We start from the raw sequence: 16746 nt of genomic DNA, 5'->3' as shown, positions 1-16746 counted from the left end.
CCCGGGCGGCCCGCACCACCGCATCGGCCCCGTCACGAGTCGGATCGACCGGAAGCAGGGGATGTCATGAGCCGTCGTCCGGAACCGGCGCAGGACCAGGACCCGGTCCGTGAGCACCTCTCGCCCGCCCGCGCGCTGGAGATCGACCCGCTGATCGAGGATCCGGACACCCGGATCGTGGTGTGCTGCGGCTCGGGCGGCGTCGGCAAGACGACCACGGCCGCGGCGCTGGGCCTGCGGGCGGCGGAGCGGGGCCGCAAGGTGGTGGTCCTCACCATCGACCCGGCGCGCCGGCTCGCGCAGTCCATGGGCATCGACTCCCTCGACAACACCCCGCGCCGGGTGAAGGGCATCGACGACTCCGCGGGCGGCGAACTGCACGCGATGATGCTCGACATGAAGCGCACCTTCGACGAGATCGTCGAGGCGCACGCGGACCCGGAGCGGGCCGCCGCGATCCTGGGCAACCCCTTCTACCAGTCGCTCTCCGCCGGTTTCGCCGGCACGCAGGAGTACATGGCGATGGAGAAGCTGGGACAGCTGCGGTCGCGGGACGAGTGGGACCTGATCGTGGTCGACACCCCGCCGTCGCGTTCCGCGCTGGACTTCCTGGACGCGCCCAAGCGGCTCGGCTCGTTCCTCGACGGCAAGCTGATCCGGGTGCTGCTGGCCCCGGCCAAGGTGGGCGGCCGTGCGGGGATGAAGTTCCTGAACGTCGGGATGTCGATGATGACCGGCGCGCTCGGCAAGGTGCTCGGCGGTCAGCTGCTGCGGGACGTGCAGACGTTCGTGGCGGCGATGGACTCCATGTTCGGCGGGTTCAGGACGCGCGCGGACGCCACGTACAAGCTGCTCCAGGCGCCGGGGACGGCGTTCCTGGTGGTCGCGGCGCCCGAGCGGGACGCGCTGCGGGAGGCCGCGTACTTCGTGGAACGGCTGGCCGCGGAGGACATGCCGCTGGCGGGTCTGGTCCTCAACCGGGTGCACGGCAGCGGGGCCGACCTGCTGTCGGCCGAGCGGGCGCTGGCCGCCGCGGAAAATCTTGAGGACTCCCGCATTGTGGATCAGCCGGACGGGAAAGCTGGACTTCGTAACTCTCCCGACACGTACGGCAGTTCAGAATCACCCGCGCGTAACGTCACCGACGGAGGCTCCCCCGCCACCGAGGACGTCGACGGCGCGGCTCCCGAAGACGAACCGACTGCGACGGACGGCGAGCGCTCGGTCGAGCGTCTCACCGCCGGTCTGCTGAGACTGCACGCGGAGCGGATGCAGCTGCTCGCGCGCGAGCGGCGGACGCGTGACCGCTTCACGGCGCTCCACCCCGAGGTGGCGATGACCGAGGTGGCCGCCCTGCCCGGCGACGTCCACGACCTCGCGGGCCTGCGCGACATCGGCGAACGCCTGGCGGCGGGGCACGCGGAGCTGTCCGGTACGCCCTGAGGGGCGTCCGGCCTCCTGGCAGGCGCGGTGAGCCCGGTCCGGGTGCGGTGCCTGGAACGAGGCGCCGGTGTCACGGGCGCTCGGGTGCGTGGACGCAGGCGCCGTCTGCCGCGGGGCGCGCGCCCCGCGCACCGGTCGGCGGCCACAGGGGCGCCCGGCATGCCGGCGTACGCCTCAGGCGTCCCCGCGCTCGGGCGTGACCGTAGCTACGACAGCCACGACCCTCGGCACTCTTCAGGCGCCCGCGCACGACCCGGCAGGCACCGGCGCTCACGCACACCCCCGGCGCACAGGGCGCCCCTCGCGCACGGCAAGGCGCCCTTGACCGTCCGGGACACCCCGCGTCCACGGACCGGACCTGCCCACCGCCGAAGGTGAACCGCGTGGGCCCGGTCACGGGACCGGGCACGCCGAGGACCCCCCGAGAGCCCTCACCGAGAGCTCAGCTCACCGCCGCGTAGTCCTCGTAGACCTGGTCGTCGTTGAGCGGCACGACGCCCGTGCCACGCTCGTACTCCGAGCGCGCGGTCTCCAGCAGCCGGCGCCAGGAGGTCACGGTCGGCCGCCGGCGCAGCAGCGCACGGCGCTCACGCTCCGTCATGCCTCCCCACACGCCGAACTCGACGCGGTTGTCGAGCGCGTCGGCCAGGCACTCCGTGCGCACCGGGCAGCCGGTGCACACCGCCTTGGCCCTGTTCTGCGCTGCTCCTTGAACGAACAGTTCATCCGGATCGGTAGTGCGGCAGGCAGCCTGCGCACTCCAGTCGGTAACCCAGCCCATACCGGCGCCGTCCTCTCCCGAATCGAGGCTCCCCCACGGCGGCAGCGGCATATTCACCGCCGCCAGTTGAGGACGTTACGGAAGGTGGGCACAGCGCAACACCCCCAGCGGGCCCAATCTTGAATGGTCCGAACGGACTATGGGTAAGCGGCAGATCACCCGGGGGAGTGAGGGGGCGACATGCGTGACAAACGGGGCATGACGGGTCAGTTCAGTTGCGTCACAACGGGCACCGCGTGACACACGAGGCGATCCGGACACGGTCTCCACGCTCCTCGACTTCACTCGTACGAAAAAAGTCGAAAAGATCCGGAACGATTCGGGGTCGCCGGACGTATTGATACGTGGCCTCACTGCTGTGACAGTTGAGTGCAGCTTAGGCCAAGGCATATACGCTTGTCCGGCGAATGAGAACGTAGGCTGCTCCCATGCCAAAGAAGCGCTCGGGCGGTGGTCTGTCCTCCACGCAGCAGGCCGCCAAGTTCCTCGGTGTCAGTGTCCTGGCCGGTGCCGTCATGGCCGGCATCGCGCTGCCGGCGGTGGGCGCGCTGGGCCTGGCGGCGAAGGGGTCGGTGGAGAGCTTCGACGAGCTCCCGGCCGCTCTGAAGACGCCGCCGCTGAGCCAGCGCACCACCATCCTCGACGCCGACGGCGGCCTCATCGCCACCGTCTACTCGCGTGACCGCACGGTGGTGGACCTCAAGGACATCTCGCCGTACATGCAGAAGGCGATCGTCGCGATCGAGGACTCCCGCTTCTACGAGCACGGGGCGGTCGATCTGAAGGGCGTGCTGCGCGCGCTCAACAAGAACGCCCGCAGCGGCGAGGTCTCCGAGGGCGCCTCGACGCTCACCCAGCAGTACGTGAAGAACGTCTTCGTCGAGGAGGCGGGCGACGACCCGACGAAGGTCGCGCAGGCCACCCAGCAGACCATCGGCCGCAAGATCCAGGAGCTGAAGTACGCGATCCAGGTCGAGGAGGAGCTGGGCAAGAAGAAGATCCTCGAGAACTACCTGAACATCACGTTCTTCGGCCAGCAGGCGTACGGCGTGGAGGCCGCGTCCCAGCGCTACTTCTCCAAGCCGGCCAAGGACCTCAACCTCCAGGAGGCCGCGCTCCTCGCCGGCATCGTCCAGTCGCCGAGCCGCTACGACCCGGTCAACGACGAGGCCGAGGCGAAGAAGCGGCGCAACATCGTGCTGAAGCGGATGGCCGAGGTCGGGGACGTCTCCCCGGAGGACGCCGCCGAGGCGATGCGCTCCCCGCTGGGCCTCGAGGTCAGCGAGCCGAAGAACGGCTGCATCACCGCGGCCAAGGGCGCGGGCTTCTTCTGCAAGTACGTGGAGAAGGTCTTCCTCAACGACCCGGTCTTCGGCAAGACGCGCGAGGAGCGGGCGAAGGTCTGGAACCAGGGCGGCCTCACCATCCGCACGACGCTGGACCCGCAGGCCCAGAAGTCGGTGCAGGAGTCGCTCAAGGACCACGTCTACGAGTCGGACAAGGTCGCCGCCGCGTCGACGCTCGTGGAGCCGGGCACCGGCAAGATCGTCGCGATGGGCCAGTCGAAGCCGTACGGCTACGGCAAGAACCAGACGGAGATCAACTTCTCCGTGGACTCCGCCTGGGGCGGCTCCAACTTCGGCTTCCCGACCGGTTCGACGTTCAAGCCGTTCGTGGCCGCCGCCGCCCTGGAGGAGGGCCGGCCGCCGACGCAGGAGTACTCCTCGCCGTACGAGATGCCGTACCCGGACACCGTGCGCGGCTGTGACAAGCCGTGGGTGAACGACGGCGGCTACAAGCTGGAGAACGAGGACGAGTCCGAGGTCGGGCCGTACGCGCTGAGGGACGCGATGGCGAAGTCGGTCAACACCTACTTCGTGCAGATGATCGAGGACATCGGCATGTGCCCGGTGGTGACCATGACCGACAAGCTCGGCGTGGTGCAGGGCAACGGGGACAAGATCCCCGAGGTGCCGTCCTCGATGACCCTCGGCTCCACCGGTCTGTCGCCCCTCACCATGGCGAGCGCCTACGCGGCCTTCGCCTCGCGGGGCATGTACTGCACGCCGGTCGCCATCGAGTCGATCACCCAGAAGACGGGTGACCAGTCCAAGTCCCTGCCGGTTCCGAAGTCCACGTGCTCGCGCGCGATGAGCGAGAAGACGGCGGACACGGTGAACGAGCTGCTCAGGGGCGTGATCGACTCCGGTACCGGTCAGCAGGCCGGCCTCGGCGACGGCCGCGCCAACGCCGGTAAGACCGGTACGACGGACGAGCGCAGGAACGCCTGGTTCGTCGGCTACACGCCGAACATGTCGGGCGCCGTGTGGGTGGGCAGCGCCAGCCAGAAGGTGAAGATGCGGGACATCAGCATCGGCGGCCAGTACCACGAGCTGGTCTTCGGTGGCGCCGTCCCGGGCCCCATCTGGCGCGACGCGATGAACGGCGCGCTGGAGGGCAAGGAGGCCCCGGACTTCAACCGGGTGCACATCCCGGACCCGAAGAAGCCGGAGGACCGCGACAAGGGCCGCGGCCGCGGCGACGACGGCAAGGGCGACGACGGCTTCATCGGCGGCCTGATCAACGGCGGCAACGGCAACGGGGGCGGTGACGGCGGCAACGGCGGCCAGCCGGACCCGGGCTTCACCTTCCCCGAGGGCTTCATCCAGGGCCCGGGCAACGGGCCGGGCGGCCGGGACTGACGGTCGCGACCGACCGACGGTCGACCGACAACGGGGTGCGGCCCCTTCCCCGGGTGGGGAAGGGGCCGCACTGTGTTGTGGCCGTACGCTTCTACGGCCGTGGGTCATGGCCGTGGGTCCTTGTGACCGTGGGTTCTTGTGGCCGTGGGGCCTTGTGACCGTGGGTTCTCATGGCCGTGGGGCCTTGCGGCCGTGGGTTCATGTGACCGTGGGTCCCTGTGGCCGTACGTCGTCGTGGCGCCGTCTCAGCCGGCCAGGAGCTTCTTCACGGCGGCGGCCACCCGGCCGCCCTCCGCCTGACCGGCCACCTTCGGGTTCACGATCTTCATGACGGCGCCCATGGCGCGCGGCCCCTCGGCGCCGGCGGCGCGGGCCTCCTCGACCGCCTGGGCGACGATCGCGTTCAGCTCGTCGTCGGACAGCTGCTTGGGCAGGTAGCCGGCGAGCACCTCGCCCTCCGCCTTCTCCCGCTCGGCCTGCTCGGCGCGGCCGCCCTGCGCGAAGGCGTCCGCCGCTTCGCGGCGCTTCTTGGCCTCGCGGGCGATCACCTTCTGCACCTCGTCGTCGGAGAGCTCGCGCTTCTCCTTGCCCGCGACCTCCTCCTTGGTGATCGCGGCGAGCGTCAGCCGGAGCGTCGAGGAGCGGAGCTCGTCGCGCTCCTTGATCGCGGCGTTGAGGTCGTCGTGCAGCTTCGACTTGAGCGTGGTCATGACTTGATTGTCGCAGGTGCGGTCGCGGCCGCGCCTGCTGATTTGCGGGGGCCTCGGTACGTCCGCGGGTGAACTCCCGGGAGGAGTGGCCCCCGTGGGTCGTGGGTCGTGCGGAGGACCCCTCGGGGTCTGACACGATGGGCGCATGCGCGCGCGATACCGAATCCCCCTGGGAATCACGGCGGCCGGCGCCGCCGGACTGCTGTACGCCGCGGGCTTCGAGGCCCGCTCCTTCCGCCTCCGACGGGTGACCGTGCCCGTCCTGCCCTCCGGGATGCGCCCCCTGCGCGTGCTGCAGGTGTCCGACATCCACATGGTCGGCGGCCAGCGCAAGAAGCAGCGGTGGCTGCGCTCGCTGGCGGGTCTGCGCCCCGACTTCGTGATCAACACGGGCGACAACCTGTCCGACCCCGAGGGCGTCCCCGAGGTCCTGGACGCGCTCGGCCCGCTCATGGAGTTCCCGGGCGCCTACGTCTTCGGCTCCAACGACTACTACGGCCCCCGGCTGCGCAACCCCGCCCGCTACCTGGTCGAGAAGGTGCAGGGCCGCCACGGCCTGAACGGCAACCCTCCGGTCGTCGACGCCGTCCACAACCCGTGGGAGGACCTGCGGGACGGCTTCGACTCGGCGGGCTGGCTCAACCTCACCAACACGCGGGGCACCCTGAAGATCGAGGGCACGTCGATCGAGCTGACGGGACTCGACGACCCGCACATCAAGCGGGACCGGTACGCGGAGGTGGCGGGCGGCCCGTCGGCCGGGGCGGACTTCTCGATGGGCGTGGTGCACGCGCCGTACCTGCGGGTGCTGGACCCGTTCGCGGCCGACGGCTACCCGCTGATCCTCGCCGGCCACACGCACGGCGGGCAGCTGTGCATCCCGTTCTACGGCGCCCTGGTCACCAACTGCGACCTGGACACGGACCGCGTGAAGGGCCTGTCCACGCACACGGCGGAAGGCCGCAGGTCGTACCTGCACGTCTCGGCGGGCTGCGGCACGAGCCGCTACACGCCGGTGCGCTTCGCGTGCCCGCCTGAGGCGACGCTGCTGACGCTGGTGTCGCGCTGAGGGTCGGCGACGGCGGGCGGGGCGTCCGACGTATCGGCGACGGCCGACGGGGTGTCCGACGCGTCGACGACGGCCGGCGGGTCGCCTGACGTATCGGCGGCGGCCGGCGGGTCGTCCGACGTGCGGGTAACCCGACCGGCCCACGCCACGTCGCCGCGCCCCGGCGGCCGTCCCACGCTGGGGGCATGACCGCCCCGATACCCAGGGACATCCCGGACCTGCCCGCCCTCCCGCGGACGGCTCCGCAGCTGCTCCCCTCCGTCGTCCCCGCCCGAGCCGTCGTACCGCCGATGCGGCGGCCGCTGACCGCGGTGTACCGGCTGGCCCTGGCCGTGCTGGCGACGGCGGCCGTGCTGACCGAGATCCTTCTCGGCAGCCCCACCCGGGTACTGAGCTACTTCGTGATCCAGAGCACGGCGCTGCTGGCCCTGGTGACGCTCGCCTCGGCGCGCCGCGCGTGGACGGCCCGCCATCCCCTGCCGGGCGCCGTCACGGGGGCGGCGCTCCTGTACGTGGTCGTCGCGGCCCTGGTCCACCACATCGCCCTCGCGGACGCCGCGCCGACGTACGCCATGGCGACGGGCTCCGGCGGAGGAGACATGACATGGCTCGAGCCGGTCGCGGGGCACCTGCTGCACACGGTGCTGCCGGTCGCCGCGCTGCTGGACTGGCTGGTCCTGACACCGCCGGCCCGCATGCACCTGCGCCAGGCCACGACGTGGCTGCTGTACCCCTTGGCGTACCTGGCCTTCACCCTCGCCCGGGGCGAGCTGCTCCCCGGCTCCGCCGGCCGCTATCTCTACCCGTTCCTCGACGTGGCCCGCGACGGCTACCGGAGCGTGCTGGCCAACGCGCTCCTCGTGGGACTCGCGATCTACGCCGTGGCGGTCCTCCTGGTGGCCCTGGACCACATCCGCCCGAAAACCAGATTTCGTCTCTAGCCACCAGTGGGCTAAAGTAAACGTCGTCGCCGCGACAGCGAGCGACACCGGGGTGTGGCGCAGCTTGGCAGCGCGCTTCGTTCGGGACGAAGAGGTCGTGGGTTCAAATCCCGCCACCCCGACAGCTATAACAGCAGGTGGGGCACCTAGGAACGTTCCTAGGTGCCCCACCTGTTTTCGTGTGCGTGTTCATACGCGACGAGCGCGACGACGAGGACGGGACGCGCGTGCTCGGACGTGCCACGGCGGGCCGCGTGGTCGGGCACCGAGAGCAGACTCGCGCTCGCCGCCGCAGCGACCAGCAGTTCGACCCCGAGCGCCCAGGTCGGCTGCGGCAGGGTGACCAGCGATGCGAGGACCGTGGTCGTCAGGAACAGGGGAGACGGTCTGCGCGGCACGGTTGCGGTATTCCTGGGAGGTGGCGACGACGATGAACGTTGGGCCGGTGAGGCCGACGGCGCCTCCACCGACGGTCGCGGCGAACGTGGTCCACGTGGCGGTTGCTCGGTCGGCACAGGCCGGCCGCGCTTTCACGGGGTGACGTAGTCAGACCGCGGCCTCTTCACCGGCCACCGAGGGTTGGCGGACGGTGAGGACGAGTGGGATCTCGAGTCGTCGCTGATCCGCCTCCTGAACGTCCTGCTCGCCAGGCATGCGGATGTTCGCCACGTAAGGGAGATGCTCCACAGCCAACTGGCCTTCAACTTCGAGCTCAACGACTCTGCCCCAGTGGCCGGTTGCAGCAAGCGCCACCACTTGATCAGGAGTTTCCGGCAGGCTTACGGAGTCCCACCGCATCATTACCGGACCCTGTTGCGCCTGGCACACGCCAAGTCCCCGCTGGCAGCGGGACGATCCGTGGAAGAGACCGCCGCCGCCCGGCCGCCAAGCGGAGTGCTCCACGTCATAGGATTCTTGAGGCTCCAGGGAGCCGGCGGATCACGGCGGCGGCCACGATGGCGGCCGACGCGCCGACCCCGGACGAAATGAGCCAGGCTCCCGTCGCCGTCAGGCCGTGATCCGCGAGGAAGTACTGCACCGTCACCACGATGGGCAGGTGCACGATGTACACCGTGTAGGAACTGGCGGACAGTTCGCGGGTGAGCCGGTTCGTGCCGGTCAGCGTCTCGCGGAACAGAGTGAGCAGGCCGACGCTGAGCGCCACGCACAAAAAGCTTTCGTACGTCGACCAGAGCGCCGAGGCTCCGTTGAAACCGCCGGTTGCGAAGGCCGGCGCATCCGCCCCGACCGCGAACAGCAGGGTGACGGCGAGGAATCCGGCGATCAGCCAGAGCCAGCCGGTGCGGGCATCGAAACGGCGCAGCCAGCCGTAGCGGTGAGCGAGGACGCCCAGGGTGAAGAAGGTGGCGTACTGCGGGAGGCGGGCCGGTTCGACCTGGAGGACGTCGAGGACCGGGACCCAGGTGTCCAAGGGGTACTTGAGGCGGAACAGGAACGTCGCTGCCGCCAGGGCGACGGTGAGCAGCACCAAGGAGCGGTGGGAGGGCACTTGACGGGTGTGCTTCCGGTGGCCGCGTCGCTTCAGCAGGCGTGCCGCCTGTCGGCACATCACGTACAGGACGCTGTAGGCGAGCAGGTTCTGGATGAACCAGAGATGGCCGAACTGCAGGTCGGGCCAGGACGGGCCGGTCCAGTCCGCGGGTTCGTCACCGAGGCCGAGGTAAATGTCAGCGAAGTAGCGTCCGAAGGGGAGCGGGCCGTAGCCGCGGTAGTGGACGTAGTACGCGTACATCAGGCCGGGCACGATCGTCAGTGCGCCGACGAGGAGCGGAACGCCAAGACGCAGAAGGCGGCCGGTGAGAAAGCGGCGGGCTCCACGGCGACCGTACGAACCAGGCACGAGGACCGCCGAGACGAAGAAGAACAGGCTCATGAAGAACGCGCCGTCGACCGCGGAAAGCGTGGCCAGTACCGAGGACTTGGGCTGCTTCTCGACGTACCACCAGTCGGCAGGGCCGTATGCCTGTGCGGCGTGGTGGACGACGACGAGGATGGTCAGGGCGATGCGAAGGTTGTCGAGCCACGCGAGACGGCTCGGGCCGGCTGCGTGCTGTGCGGTGGTCGTGACAGTGTCCGGCGAGGGTTCAACACGACGGGTATACATGCATACATGATGGTGAACACGCGTACACTCCGCACTGGTGCTATCCCCCGGCCTTCCCTTCCAGGTGCCCGTAGTAGCCGCGCAGCAGGAGTTTCTGGTTGGCTGCGCTGCGGCGGGCCAGGACGTCGGGGGCGAACATCGGCTCGTCCAGCTGGGGCTGCATGACGCGTTCCAGGAGGAGGGGGCCGAGGATCAGGCAGAGCATCTGGAACGCGGCCCACTCCGCGTCCGGGCCCTCCCCCTCGCCCTGGTGGGCGGCCGAGAGACGGTCGACCTCGGCGCGGGCGCCGGACAGGAGCCTGCCGAAGAGTTCCGCGCTGGCCGCGCTGCCCTCCAGAAGGACGTGACGCAGGTAGCCGCGCAGGACAGGGTCGGAGCCGAACACGTTGGCGGAAGCAGAGCCTAGGGAGGCCATCAGGTCGGCGGCCGGGTCGACCGCGCGCAGCTGCTCGGCGATGCGGTCCAGGACGTAAGCGTCGACCGCCGCGCGCAGGCCTTGCTTGGAGCCGAAGTGCCGTGTCACCAAGGCAGGGGAAAGACCCGCTGCCGCCGCGACCGCGCGGGTCGACGTCGCCTCGAAGCCGCGCTCGGCGAACAGCTCCAGGGCCGCCTCGCGCAGCCGTGCCCGCCCCGTCAGGTCACTCTTCGCCACAGGTCGCATGGGCGCAGCGTACGTAATCGCGCCCGGTGAACCTTCGGGAGGCTCACGGTTTATCTATCCGTCCCGCAGGTGTACTCAGGTACGGACTTCATCGTCTACTCGCACGTCAAGAACCCTTTCGCGGTGCCCGTCTGGATCGACGCGGTGGAGCTGAGCCTGCCGACCCATCCGCCTCGGCACCAGTCGATGTCCGTCCCTCTCTTTCACGACCATCTTGGGACGGCTAATGGCTCCCTCGTGCTCGCGGTCATCCTGAGCACGGCCGCGATCGTCCTCGCAGCACGGAAGTCCGAGGCACAGTCCTTCATCAACGTCGAGGACTTCTGGGGCGGTGTTCTGATCGGCTTCCTGATCGGTTCCTCAGGAACAGTTGCGTTCACAGAGCTCACCGGTGTCAGCAGCTAGCAATCCGGGCGGCCACAGGCTGACGTCCCGACGTCGGGAGTAACGAAGGAGAAGATGCTTGCCGGGACGCTTGCACGAATACGCGATGCTTGAGCATGGCCCCTGAACCCAGCACCTCGCCGTCGATGACCACTCACCTGAGCGTGGTGACCGACGGAACCACCAGAGTCTTCACCTGGGAGGCAGGCGCACGCATCAACGTCCGCAACCTGCGCGGGGAGATCGTCATCGAGGCCAACTCCGCCGGGTTGAAGACCCTGGCCGGCCACCTCCTCACACTGGCCCAGGACGGCACGCCCGATGGTGCTCATCTCCATCTGGAGGAGAGCAACGGGCTCGAAGACGGTTCGGCGCGCTTGGTCTTGGAGAGGTGCGACGACGCTTGAGCTGCTCCTGTCACGGGTTGTCCAGGAGGCCCAGCGCCGTGTCCGGGCGGCAGTGCACGCACGCCGGCACGCCGTGTCGCAGCGCCTCCACCACCTGTTCGCGCGACGCCGGGCGACACCTGCCCGACTTCGCGGCCGCCCAGCAGTCTCCGACGTGGACGGCGTCCACGTTTCTCCGGTTCAGCCCGTGCTGGAGCAGCCACTCCGGAGGCGGCGGCCGCATCTCCTCACCTCGTCGCCGCTCGGCCTCGCGCCGCTCCTCGTCCGCGATCCAACCATCGAGCTGCCGCACGGCAGCCGTCACCTGCTGCACGACCACCCGCCGCGCGAAGCGCAGCAGCTCCAGTCGGGACGGTTGATCGCTCACGCGTTCGATTCTACGGGCGGTGGTCGGCCACTCGAAACGACCTGCCGACCACGCCCCGTCCAGGCGACGTACCCGGATCGCCCTCACCCGAGAGGGGACCCCCGGCCATGGACACGGGACTCCGTGCGCTGCGCGACCAGGTCGAATCCACAGTCCGCGGCGAAGCACGACCATCGGCTACTTCAGATCGATCATCCGGACCGGCTGCCCCGTGACGCGCGCGAGGGTCTCGAAGTCGGGGTCGTGGTGCAACAGCGTCAGTCCCGACTCTTCCGCGACGGCGGCCACAAGGAGGTCGACCGCGCCGGCCCTGCGGTGCTCACCTTTCGCTGTGAGTTCCCGCTGGACGACTCGTGCGCGCCGGTAGATGCCATCGGGCATGGCGCACCACGTGAACTGGTTCAGGCGCTCCTGCAGGGCCTCACGATCCGCCGCCGATCGCGCAGAACAGTGCACTTCGAGTTCGGTCAGGTCGCACAGGGCGATCAAGCCCGCCCCCATCCGCTGCTCCCACTCCGCGGTCGCCTGACGCAGCAGCATGCGCACCAGGGCCGAGGTGTCGATGAGGTGGTCGGCCACGCTCACCTCGCGGGACCGCCCCGGTAGTTGCGCTTGTCCAGGAGGAACTCGGCGTCGAAAGCTCCTTCGTCCTCGAGATCCTGGAGTTCGCCCAGGGCGCGCAGGCGGCGGTTGCGGGCCACTACTTCGCGCAGAGCGGTGTTGATGGTGTCCCGCTTCGTGGTCGTGCCCAGTTCCTTCGCCGCGGCCTCCAGGGCCTCGTCGTCGAGGTCGATGACGGTTCTGCTCATGAACACCCTCCCTGAACATCGAGACGTATATCAATACACACGCCTCGATATATCGGAGGGGTTCGGCCGACGAGAGCTGCCGCTCCCCCGGCCCTGATGTCGCCCCCCGACCCCCCGTGCCGTAGGGTGCCGTCGGTCATGGCCCGTAGGTGAATTCGAGACGGTGTAGGGGGACGGTCATGGGCGGCGCTGGGCGGATGGGGCACACTCCGCTGCCGGGGATCGGGGTGCGGTACGACCTCGTGACGCGGGAGCGGCGGCGGTTGTCGGTGATCGCCCATCTCGACGGTTCCCGGACGCTGAACGTCTACCGCAGGGACGACCCGGACGACACCGCGGTGTGCCTGAAGCTGAACGCCGAGGAGGCCGCCACCGTCGTCGACGCACTGCTTCCCTCGCACCACAGCCCGAACCTGCTGGCGACGGCCGAGCTGGGGCTGGTCGCCGAGCGGATCGAGCTGCCGTCGACCTCCTACTGGAACGGGCGCGTGCTCGGCGACACCCGGATGCGCACCGAGACCGGTGTGTCCGTCGTCGCGGTGCTGCGCCGCGCCGAGGCCATCCCGTCGCCGGGCCCGGATTTCCGGCTGGCAGGCGGTGACACCCTCATCGTCATCGGCACCCGCGAGGGCGTCGGCGTCGCCGCCGACATCCTCGGCCGCGAGTAGCTCCTCACACCTTCGCCGGCTCCGACGCCACCCGCTCCGCCTCGACCGGCGTCTCCGGACGGCCGGTGAGCTTGCGGGCCAGCGGCTCGGTCCAGCGCGCGGTCAGCGGGCCGACGACGACCAGGATCAGGACGTACGCCGTGGCCAGCGGGCCGATGCGGGGCTCCACGCCGACCGCGAGGCCCGCGATGACGATGGAGAACTCGCCGCGCGCCACCAGCGTGCCGCCCGCCCTCCAGCGGCCCGCGCCCTTGATGCCGGCGCGCCGGGCCGCGTACCAGCCCGTCCCGATCTTCGTGAACGCGGTGACGATCGCCAGGAGCAGCGCCGGGACCAGCACCGGCGGGATGTCGGCCGGGTCGGTGGACAGGCCGAAGAAGACGAAGAAGACGGCGGCGAACAGGTCCCGCAGCGGGGTGAGCAGGTTGCTCGCGCCCTCGGCGACCTCACCGGACAGGGCGATGCCCACGAGGAACGCGCCGACGGCCGCCGACACCTGCAGTTCCTGCGCGACGCCCGCGACGAGGAGCGTCAGGCCGAGCACGACCAACAGCAGCATCTCCGCGTTGTCCGAGGACACCGCGCGGCTGATCAGGCGTCCGTGGCGCAGTGCCAGGTAGAGGACCGCGCCCACGGTGCCGAGCGCGATCAGCAGGGTGACCGAGCCGCCCGCGAGACCGGCTCCCGCCAGCACGGCGGTGAGGATCGGCAGGTAGACCGCCATCGCCAGGTCCTCGATGACGAGGACGCCGAGCACCACCGGTGTCTCGCGGTTGCCGAGCCGGCGCAGGTCCCCGAGCACCTTCGCGATCACGCCGGAGGAGGAGATCCACGTGACACCGGCCAGCGCGACCGCCGCGACCGGGCCCCAGCCCAGGATGAGCGCCGCCACCGCGCCCGGTACCGCGTTGAGGACGAAGTCCACCGCCCCGGACGGGTACTGCGTCTTCAGGTTGGTGACCAGCTCGGACGCGCTGTACTCCAGGCCCAGCATGAGCAGCAGCAGGATGACGCCGATCTCGGCGCCGACGGCGGTGAACTCCTCGCTGGCCTGCAGCGGAAGGATGCCTCCGTGACCGAAGGCGAGCCCGGCGAGCAGGTAGAGCGGGATGGGCGAGAAGCCCACGCGTCCGGCGAGGCGGCCCAGCAGGCCCAGGGCGAGGATGATGGCGCCCAGTTCGATGAGCATGGTGGCGGTGTTGTGCACGGGCGTCGGTCCTCCGGGTCGGTGACGGCGGCGTCAGTGCCTGTAAGGGGCTCGGGTGGTGCGCGGGCGGACGGCGGGGCGCCGGGTCGCGCGCGGGGTCCGCGGGGTGCGGTGTGGGGTGACGGCGGGTGGTCCTGGTCCGCGTACGGCGCGACGCCGGGGCCCGGTCGGGCGGGCGGTGGCGTACGGGCGGGCTGCCGCGCCCTTGACGGAGGGGCGGGCGGCCGGGCGGGTCAGGCGCCGGAGACGGTGGCGCCGGGTTCGGGAACGCTGTCGCGGGGGGTGATGTCGATGCGCACGGGCCGGTCCGTGTCGCGGCGTACTGCGCGTCGATTCATGTCACGTCCCCCCTCGCATCCGGGTCCGCGTCTCGCGGACTGAGCGTTCGGCAGCTCAACAGAGCCCCAAGGCCAGGTAAAGTTTACCGTACGACAAATTTCCTGTACGTCGCATACATGTACGAGACGCGTAAAACGCCTGGCAGCTCACCGTGTTCCACCGGTGACGCAACGCCGCCCTGACCAGCGTCCGCAGGCGCGTCCCGGCTCACCCCAACGTGAGGACCGTCTTGCCGAGCGCATGGCCCTGCTCGACGTGGCGTACGGCCTCGGCGGCGTCCGCGAGGGGGTACGTGCGGCCGATCACCGGGGTGAGCCGGCCGGAACCGAGCAGCTCGGTCACCGCGGTCAGGTCCGCCCGTGTCGGGCCGGACGGGGCCGCCGGGAGGATCACCGCAAGCCGTTGCCGCACCACGGCGTTCAGTGCCAGCGCGCCCAGCGTGGCGCCGATCGCGCCGAACACCCGCCCCGGCGATCCTCCGCCGTTCACCACCAGCGTGCCCCTCGGGGTCAGTGCGCGGCGCGTGCGGGACGGCGGCCGGTCGCCGACGTTGTCGAGGATCACGTCGTGGAGCCGGCGTCCGTCCGTCCAGTCCTCGCGGGTGTGGTCGACGACGTGCGCGGCGCCCAGGGAGCGCACCAGATCGGCCTTGTCCGGGCCGCTCACGCCGGTGACCTCCGCCCCCAGCGACACGGCCAGCTGCACGGCGAACGTGCCGATACCGCCGCCCGCCCCGTTCACCAGCACGCTCTGTCCCGCCCGGACCCGCCCCACCGTGCTGATGCCGCGCAGCGCGGTCACCGCCGCCATCGGGGCGGCCGCCGCCTGCTCGAAGGTGAGGTTCTCGGGCTTGCGGGCCAGAAGGTCCGGGGTGGTGACGGCGTACTCGGCGAAGGCCCCGGGGCAGAAGCCGAGCACCTCGTCGCCGGGGCTCAGCCCCGACACCCCGGCGCCGACCGCCGTCACCTCTCCCGCCGCGTCGATCCCGGCCACCCGCTGCTTGGGGCGGGTGAGGCCGACCCCGCCCAGCAGCCGGGCCGCGTAAGGATCGCCGCGCAGCATGTGCCAGTCGTACGGGTTGACCGCTGCGGCGCGCACGCGGACCAGCACCTGCCCGGCCGCCGGTTCGGGGCGGTCGACGTCCGTGAGCCTGAGGGTGTCCGGGGGGCCGAAACGGTCCTGGACGATCGCCTTCATCCTGTCGCCTCCATCGCACCGGGGGTGGATGTGGGGGGTGAGTGTACGGCGTACACCTGTCATGATGGGTGTACGCCGTACACCTGGCAAGAGGGCCGTCAGCGTCGTCGGTCGGCGGCGGCCGCGCCACGGAGGCGTTCGAGGCCGTCCAGGGTCAGGTTTAGCGCGAACTCGAACTCGTACTGGTCGTCGCAGCCGGAGCCGACGACCGACCCGCTGTCGTGGGCGACCGCCTGGGCCAGCTCGGCGATGTTCGGGTAACGCGCGGCCATCTCCTCGGGGGACGGGGAGGACGCGGGCGCGGCGGGGGTCGGACAGGACGTAGGCGCGGCGGGGGTCGGGGAGTCGACGAACAGTTCCTGGGAGAACCCCAGCAGTCTGCTGCCCATGACGTGCATCGCGTGGTGCACTAGGTCGAGCGAGAACCCTCCGGCGCGGAACACGCCGATCATCCCGTCCAGGTAGGCCATCACCGCCGGAGTCGGGGCGGCGCGCTCCTTCATCCGCGTCTCGATGACCGCGGACGCCCACGGGTGGCGCAGCAGCATGCGGCGGGCCGACAGCACCCGCAGCCGGACGGTGGTCCTCCAGTCCGCGCCCTCGACCGGCGGGTCGATCTCGCCGACGACCGTGTCGATCATGCCGTCGAGCAGTTCGTCCTTGTTGGCCACGTGCTTGTAGAGCGCCATGGGGACGACGTCGAGCCGCAGGGCGATCTTCCGCATGCTCAGCGCGTCGGCCCCGCCCTCGTCCGCGAGGGCGACGGCGGCGGACAGCACCCGCTGCCGGCTCAGGGGCGTGCGGGGCCGACGGACCGCGTCGGTCCGACCCGTCCTACCGGTCCCGTCCGACCGACCGGTCCCGTCCGACCGACCGGTCCCATCCGGCCGACCGGTCCCGTGCGTCCGGCCCGTACGACCGGGCATCACCGCCACC

19 protein-coding genes and 1 tRNA gene are annotated in these 16746 nt (G+C 70.5%); 8 read left to right on the top strand and 12 right to left on the bottom strand.

All coding sequences use genetic code 11. From position 1 onward, the window contains the following. The first annotated feature begins 66 nt into the window (after nucleotides 1–66). A complete protein-coding gene (locus ACQZOG_RS15705) occupies nucleotides 67–1443 on the top strand; it encodes an ArsA family ATPase (RefSeq protein WP_359596943.1) in 1377 nt (458 codons plus the stop codon). A 442-nt stretch (nucleotides 1444–1885) separates the two neighbouring features. Here ACQZOG_RS15705 and wblA read toward each other — a convergent pair whose 3' ends face one another. Beyond that, nucleotides 1886–2224, bottom strand: a complete 339-nt coding sequence (gene wblA / locus ACQZOG_RS15700) for a transcriptional regulator WblA (protein WP_019527064.1) — start codon at nucleotides 2222–2224, stop codon at nucleotides 1886–1888. A gap of 428 nt (nucleotides 2225–2652) precedes the next feature. On the opposite strand from wblA, the gene ACQZOG_RS15695 reads away from it, so the two are divergent. Next, entirely contained in the window at nucleotides 2653–4926 is a 2274-nt protein-coding gene (locus tag ACQZOG_RS15695) for a transglycosylase domain-containing protein (protein ID WP_037640827.1), read from the top strand. A 245-nt stretch (nucleotides 4927–5171) separates the two neighbouring features. Here ACQZOG_RS15695 and ACQZOG_RS15690 read toward each other — a convergent pair whose 3' ends face one another. Beyond that, nucleotides 5172–5636: a GatB/YqeY domain-containing protein gene (locus ACQZOG_RS15690; RefSeq protein WP_033274863.1), complete on the bottom strand. Its 465-nt coding sequence runs from the start codon at nucleotides 5634–5636 to the stop codon at nucleotides 5172–5174. Nucleotides 5637–5781: 145 nt separating this feature from the next. Here ACQZOG_RS15690 and ACQZOG_RS15685 point away from each other — a divergent pair, with 145 nt between their 5' ends. From ACQZOG_RS15685 to ACQZOG_RS15675, 3 genes are all read left to right on the top strand, one after another. Further along, entirely contained in the window at nucleotides 5782–6705 is a 924-nt protein-coding gene (locus ACQZOG_RS15685; RefSeq protein ID WP_033274862.1) for a metallophosphoesterase, read from the top strand. Between the two features lie 185 nt (nucleotides 6706–6890). Next, entirely contained in the window at nucleotides 6891–7646 is a 756-nt protein-coding gene (locus tag ACQZOG_RS15680) for a Pr6Pr family membrane protein (RefSeq protein WP_430741567.1), read from the top strand. 48 nt (nucleotides 7647–7694) lie between these two features. Further along, nucleotides 7695–7768: transfer RNA gene (locus ACQZOG_RS15675), tRNA-Pro, on the top strand. Nucleotides 7769–7804: 36 nt separating this feature from the next. Here the strand turns inward: ACQZOG_RS15675 and ACQZOG_RS15670 are convergent. The 4 genes from ACQZOG_RS15670 to ACQZOG_RS15655 all read right to left on the bottom strand — a co-directional run bounded on the left by ACQZOG_RS15670 (nucleotide 7805) and on the right by ACQZOG_RS15655 (nucleotide 10432). Beyond that, a complete protein-coding gene (locus tag ACQZOG_RS15670; RefSeq protein WP_430741566.1) occupies nucleotides 7805–8044 on the bottom strand; it encodes a hypothetical protein in 240 nt (79 codons plus the stop codon). A 148-nt stretch (nucleotides 8045–8192) separates the two neighbouring features. Continuing rightward, nucleotides 8193–8447, bottom strand: a complete 255-nt coding sequence (locus ACQZOG_RS15665) for a hypothetical protein (protein ID WP_158698216.1) — start codon at nucleotides 8445–8447, stop codon at nucleotides 8193–8195. A 103-nt stretch (nucleotides 8448–8550) separates the two neighbouring features. Continuing rightward, entirely contained in the window at nucleotides 8551–9771 is a 1221-nt protein-coding gene (locus ACQZOG_RS15660) for an acyltransferase family protein (protein WP_033274859.1), read from the bottom strand. A gap of 40 nt (nucleotides 9772–9811) precedes the next feature. After that, on the bottom strand, nucleotides 9812–10432 hold the full coding sequence (locus ACQZOG_RS15655; protein ID WP_033274858.1) for a TetR/AcrR family transcriptional regulator: 621 nt from the start codon (nucleotides 10430–10432) through the stop codon (nucleotides 9812–9814). 123 nt (nucleotides 10433–10555) lie between these two features. Here ACQZOG_RS15655 and ACQZOG_RS15650 point away from each other — a divergent pair, with 123 nt between their 5' ends. After that, nucleotides 10556–10837: a hypothetical protein gene (locus ACQZOG_RS15650; protein ID WP_158698215.1), complete on the top strand. Its 282-nt coding sequence runs from the start codon at nucleotides 10556–10558 to the stop codon at nucleotides 10835–10837. Nucleotides 10838–10962: 125 nt separating this feature from the next. Continuing rightward, complete coding sequence (locus ACQZOG_RS15645; RefSeq protein WP_230228989.1) at nucleotides 10963–11223, top strand: Imm32 family immunity protein; 261 nt, start codon at nucleotides 10963–10965, stop codon at nucleotides 11221–11223. Between the two features lie 10 nt (nucleotides 11224–11233). Here ACQZOG_RS15645 and ACQZOG_RS15640 read toward each other — a convergent pair whose 3' ends face one another. From ACQZOG_RS15640 to ACQZOG_RS15630, 3 genes are all read right to left on the bottom strand, one after another. Next, nucleotides 11234–11590: a DUF6233 domain-containing protein gene (locus ACQZOG_RS15640; RefSeq protein ID WP_430741565.1), complete on the bottom strand. Its 357-nt coding sequence runs from the start codon at nucleotides 11588–11590 to the stop codon at nucleotides 11234–11236. Nucleotides 11591–11767: 177 nt separating this feature from the next. Continuing rightward, entirely contained in the window at nucleotides 11768–12175 is a 408-nt protein-coding gene (locus tag ACQZOG_RS15635; RefSeq protein WP_033274855.1) for a PIN domain nuclease, read from the bottom strand. Beyond that, the gene (locus ACQZOG_RS15630) at nucleotides 12172–12399 is read right to left on the bottom strand and encodes a type II toxin-antitoxin system VapB family antitoxin (protein WP_354793484.1); all 228 of its coding nucleotides are present in this window, start codon (nucleotides 12397–12399) and stop codon (nucleotides 12172–12174) included. Before ACQZOG_RS15630 ends, ACQZOG_RS15635 begins: the two co-directional genes overlap by 4 nt. 197 nt (nucleotides 12400–12596) lie before the next feature. Here ACQZOG_RS15630 and ACQZOG_RS15625 point away from each other — a divergent pair, with 197 nt between their 5' ends. Further along, on the top strand, nucleotides 12597–13067 hold the full coding sequence (locus ACQZOG_RS15625; protein WP_033274853.1) for a cation:proton antiporter regulatory subunit: 471 nt from the start codon (nucleotides 12597–12599) through the stop codon (nucleotides 13065–13067). A 4-nt stretch (nucleotides 13068–13071) separates the two neighbouring features. Here ACQZOG_RS15625 and ACQZOG_RS15620 read toward each other — a convergent pair whose 3' ends face one another. The 3 genes from ACQZOG_RS15620 to ACQZOG_RS15610 form a co-directional block, all read right to left on the bottom strand. Beyond that, nucleotides 13072–14274 (bottom strand): cation:proton antiporter, encoded by a 1203-nt coding sequence (locus ACQZOG_RS15620; RefSeq protein ID WP_037640823.1) that lies wholly within the window; start codon nucleotides 14272–14274, stop codon nucleotides 13072–13074. 546 nt (nucleotides 14275–14820) lie between these two features. Further along, the gene (locus tag ACQZOG_RS15615) at nucleotides 14821–15810 is read right to left on the bottom strand and encodes an NAD(P)-dependent alcohol dehydrogenase (RefSeq protein ID WP_037640820.1); all 990 of its coding nucleotides are present in this window, start codon (nucleotides 15808–15810) and stop codon (nucleotides 14821–14823) included. Nucleotides 15811–15908: 98 nt separating this feature from the next. Continuing rightward, on the bottom strand, nucleotides 15909–16589 hold the full coding sequence (locus ACQZOG_RS15610) for a TetR/AcrR family transcriptional regulator (RefSeq protein ID WP_193454457.1): 681 nt from the start codon (nucleotides 16587–16589) through the stop codon (nucleotides 15909–15911). Between the last annotated feature and the right edge of the window lie 157 nt (nucleotides 16590–16746).

The sequence above is a fragment of the Streptomyces sp. P13-3-3 genome (genome assembly GCF_050571355.1).
GTDB classification, from domain to species: Bacteria; Actinomycetota; Actinomycetes; order Streptomycetales; family Streptomycetaceae; genus Streptomyces; species Streptomyces althioticus.
This window is presented reverse-complemented; position numbering and strand designations above follow the sequence as displayed.

Coding starts and splice junctions, on each gene's coding strand:
- ACQZOG_RS15705 (WP_359596943.1), top strand. CDS start 67: ATGAGCCGTCGTCCGGAACCGGCGCAGGACCAGGACCCGGTCCGTGAG.
- wblA (WP_019527064.1), bottom strand. CDS start 2,224: ATGGGCTGGGTTACCGACTGGAGTGCGCAGGCTGCCTGCCGCACTACC.
- ACQZOG_RS15695 (WP_037640827.1), top strand. CDS start 2,653: ATGCCAAAGAAGCGCTCGGGCGGTGGTCTGTCCTCCACGCAGCAGGCC.
- ACQZOG_RS15690 (WP_033274863.1), bottom strand. CDS start 5,636: ATGACCACGCTCAAGTCGAAGCTGCACGACGACCTCAACGCCGCGATC.
- ACQZOG_RS15685 (WP_033274862.1), top strand. CDS start 5,782: ATGCGCGCGCGATACCGAATCCCCCTGGGAATCACGGCGGCCGGCGCC.
- ACQZOG_RS15680 (WP_430741567.1), top strand. CDS start 6,891: ATGACCGCCCCGATACCCAGGGACATCCCGGACCTGCCCGCCCTCCCG.
- ACQZOG_RS15665 (WP_158698216.1), bottom strand. CDS start 8,447: ATGATGCGGTGGGACTCCGTAAGCCTGCCGGAAACTCCTGATCAAGTG.
- ACQZOG_RS15660 (WP_033274859.1), bottom strand. CDS start 9,771: ATGTATACCCGTCGTGTTGAACCCTCGCCGGACACTGTCACGACCACC.
- ACQZOG_RS15655 (WP_033274858.1), bottom strand. CDS start 10,432: ATGCGACCTGTGGCGAAGAGTGACCTGACGGGGCGGGCACGGCTGCGC.
- ACQZOG_RS15645 (WP_230228989.1), top strand. CDS start 10,963: ATGACCACTCACCTGAGCGTGGTGACCGACGGAACCACCAGAGTCTTC.
- ACQZOG_RS15630 (WP_354793484.1), bottom strand. CDS start 12,399: ATGAGCAGAACCGTCATCGACCTCGACGACGAGGCCCTGGAGGCCGCG.
- ACQZOG_RS15625 (WP_033274853.1), top strand. CDS start 12,597: ATGGGGCACACTCCGCTGCCGGGGATCGGGGTGCGGTACGACCTCGTG.
- ACQZOG_RS15615 (WP_037640820.1), bottom strand. CDS start 15,810: ATGAAGGCGATCGTCCAGGACCGTTTCGGCCCCCCGGACACCCTCAGG.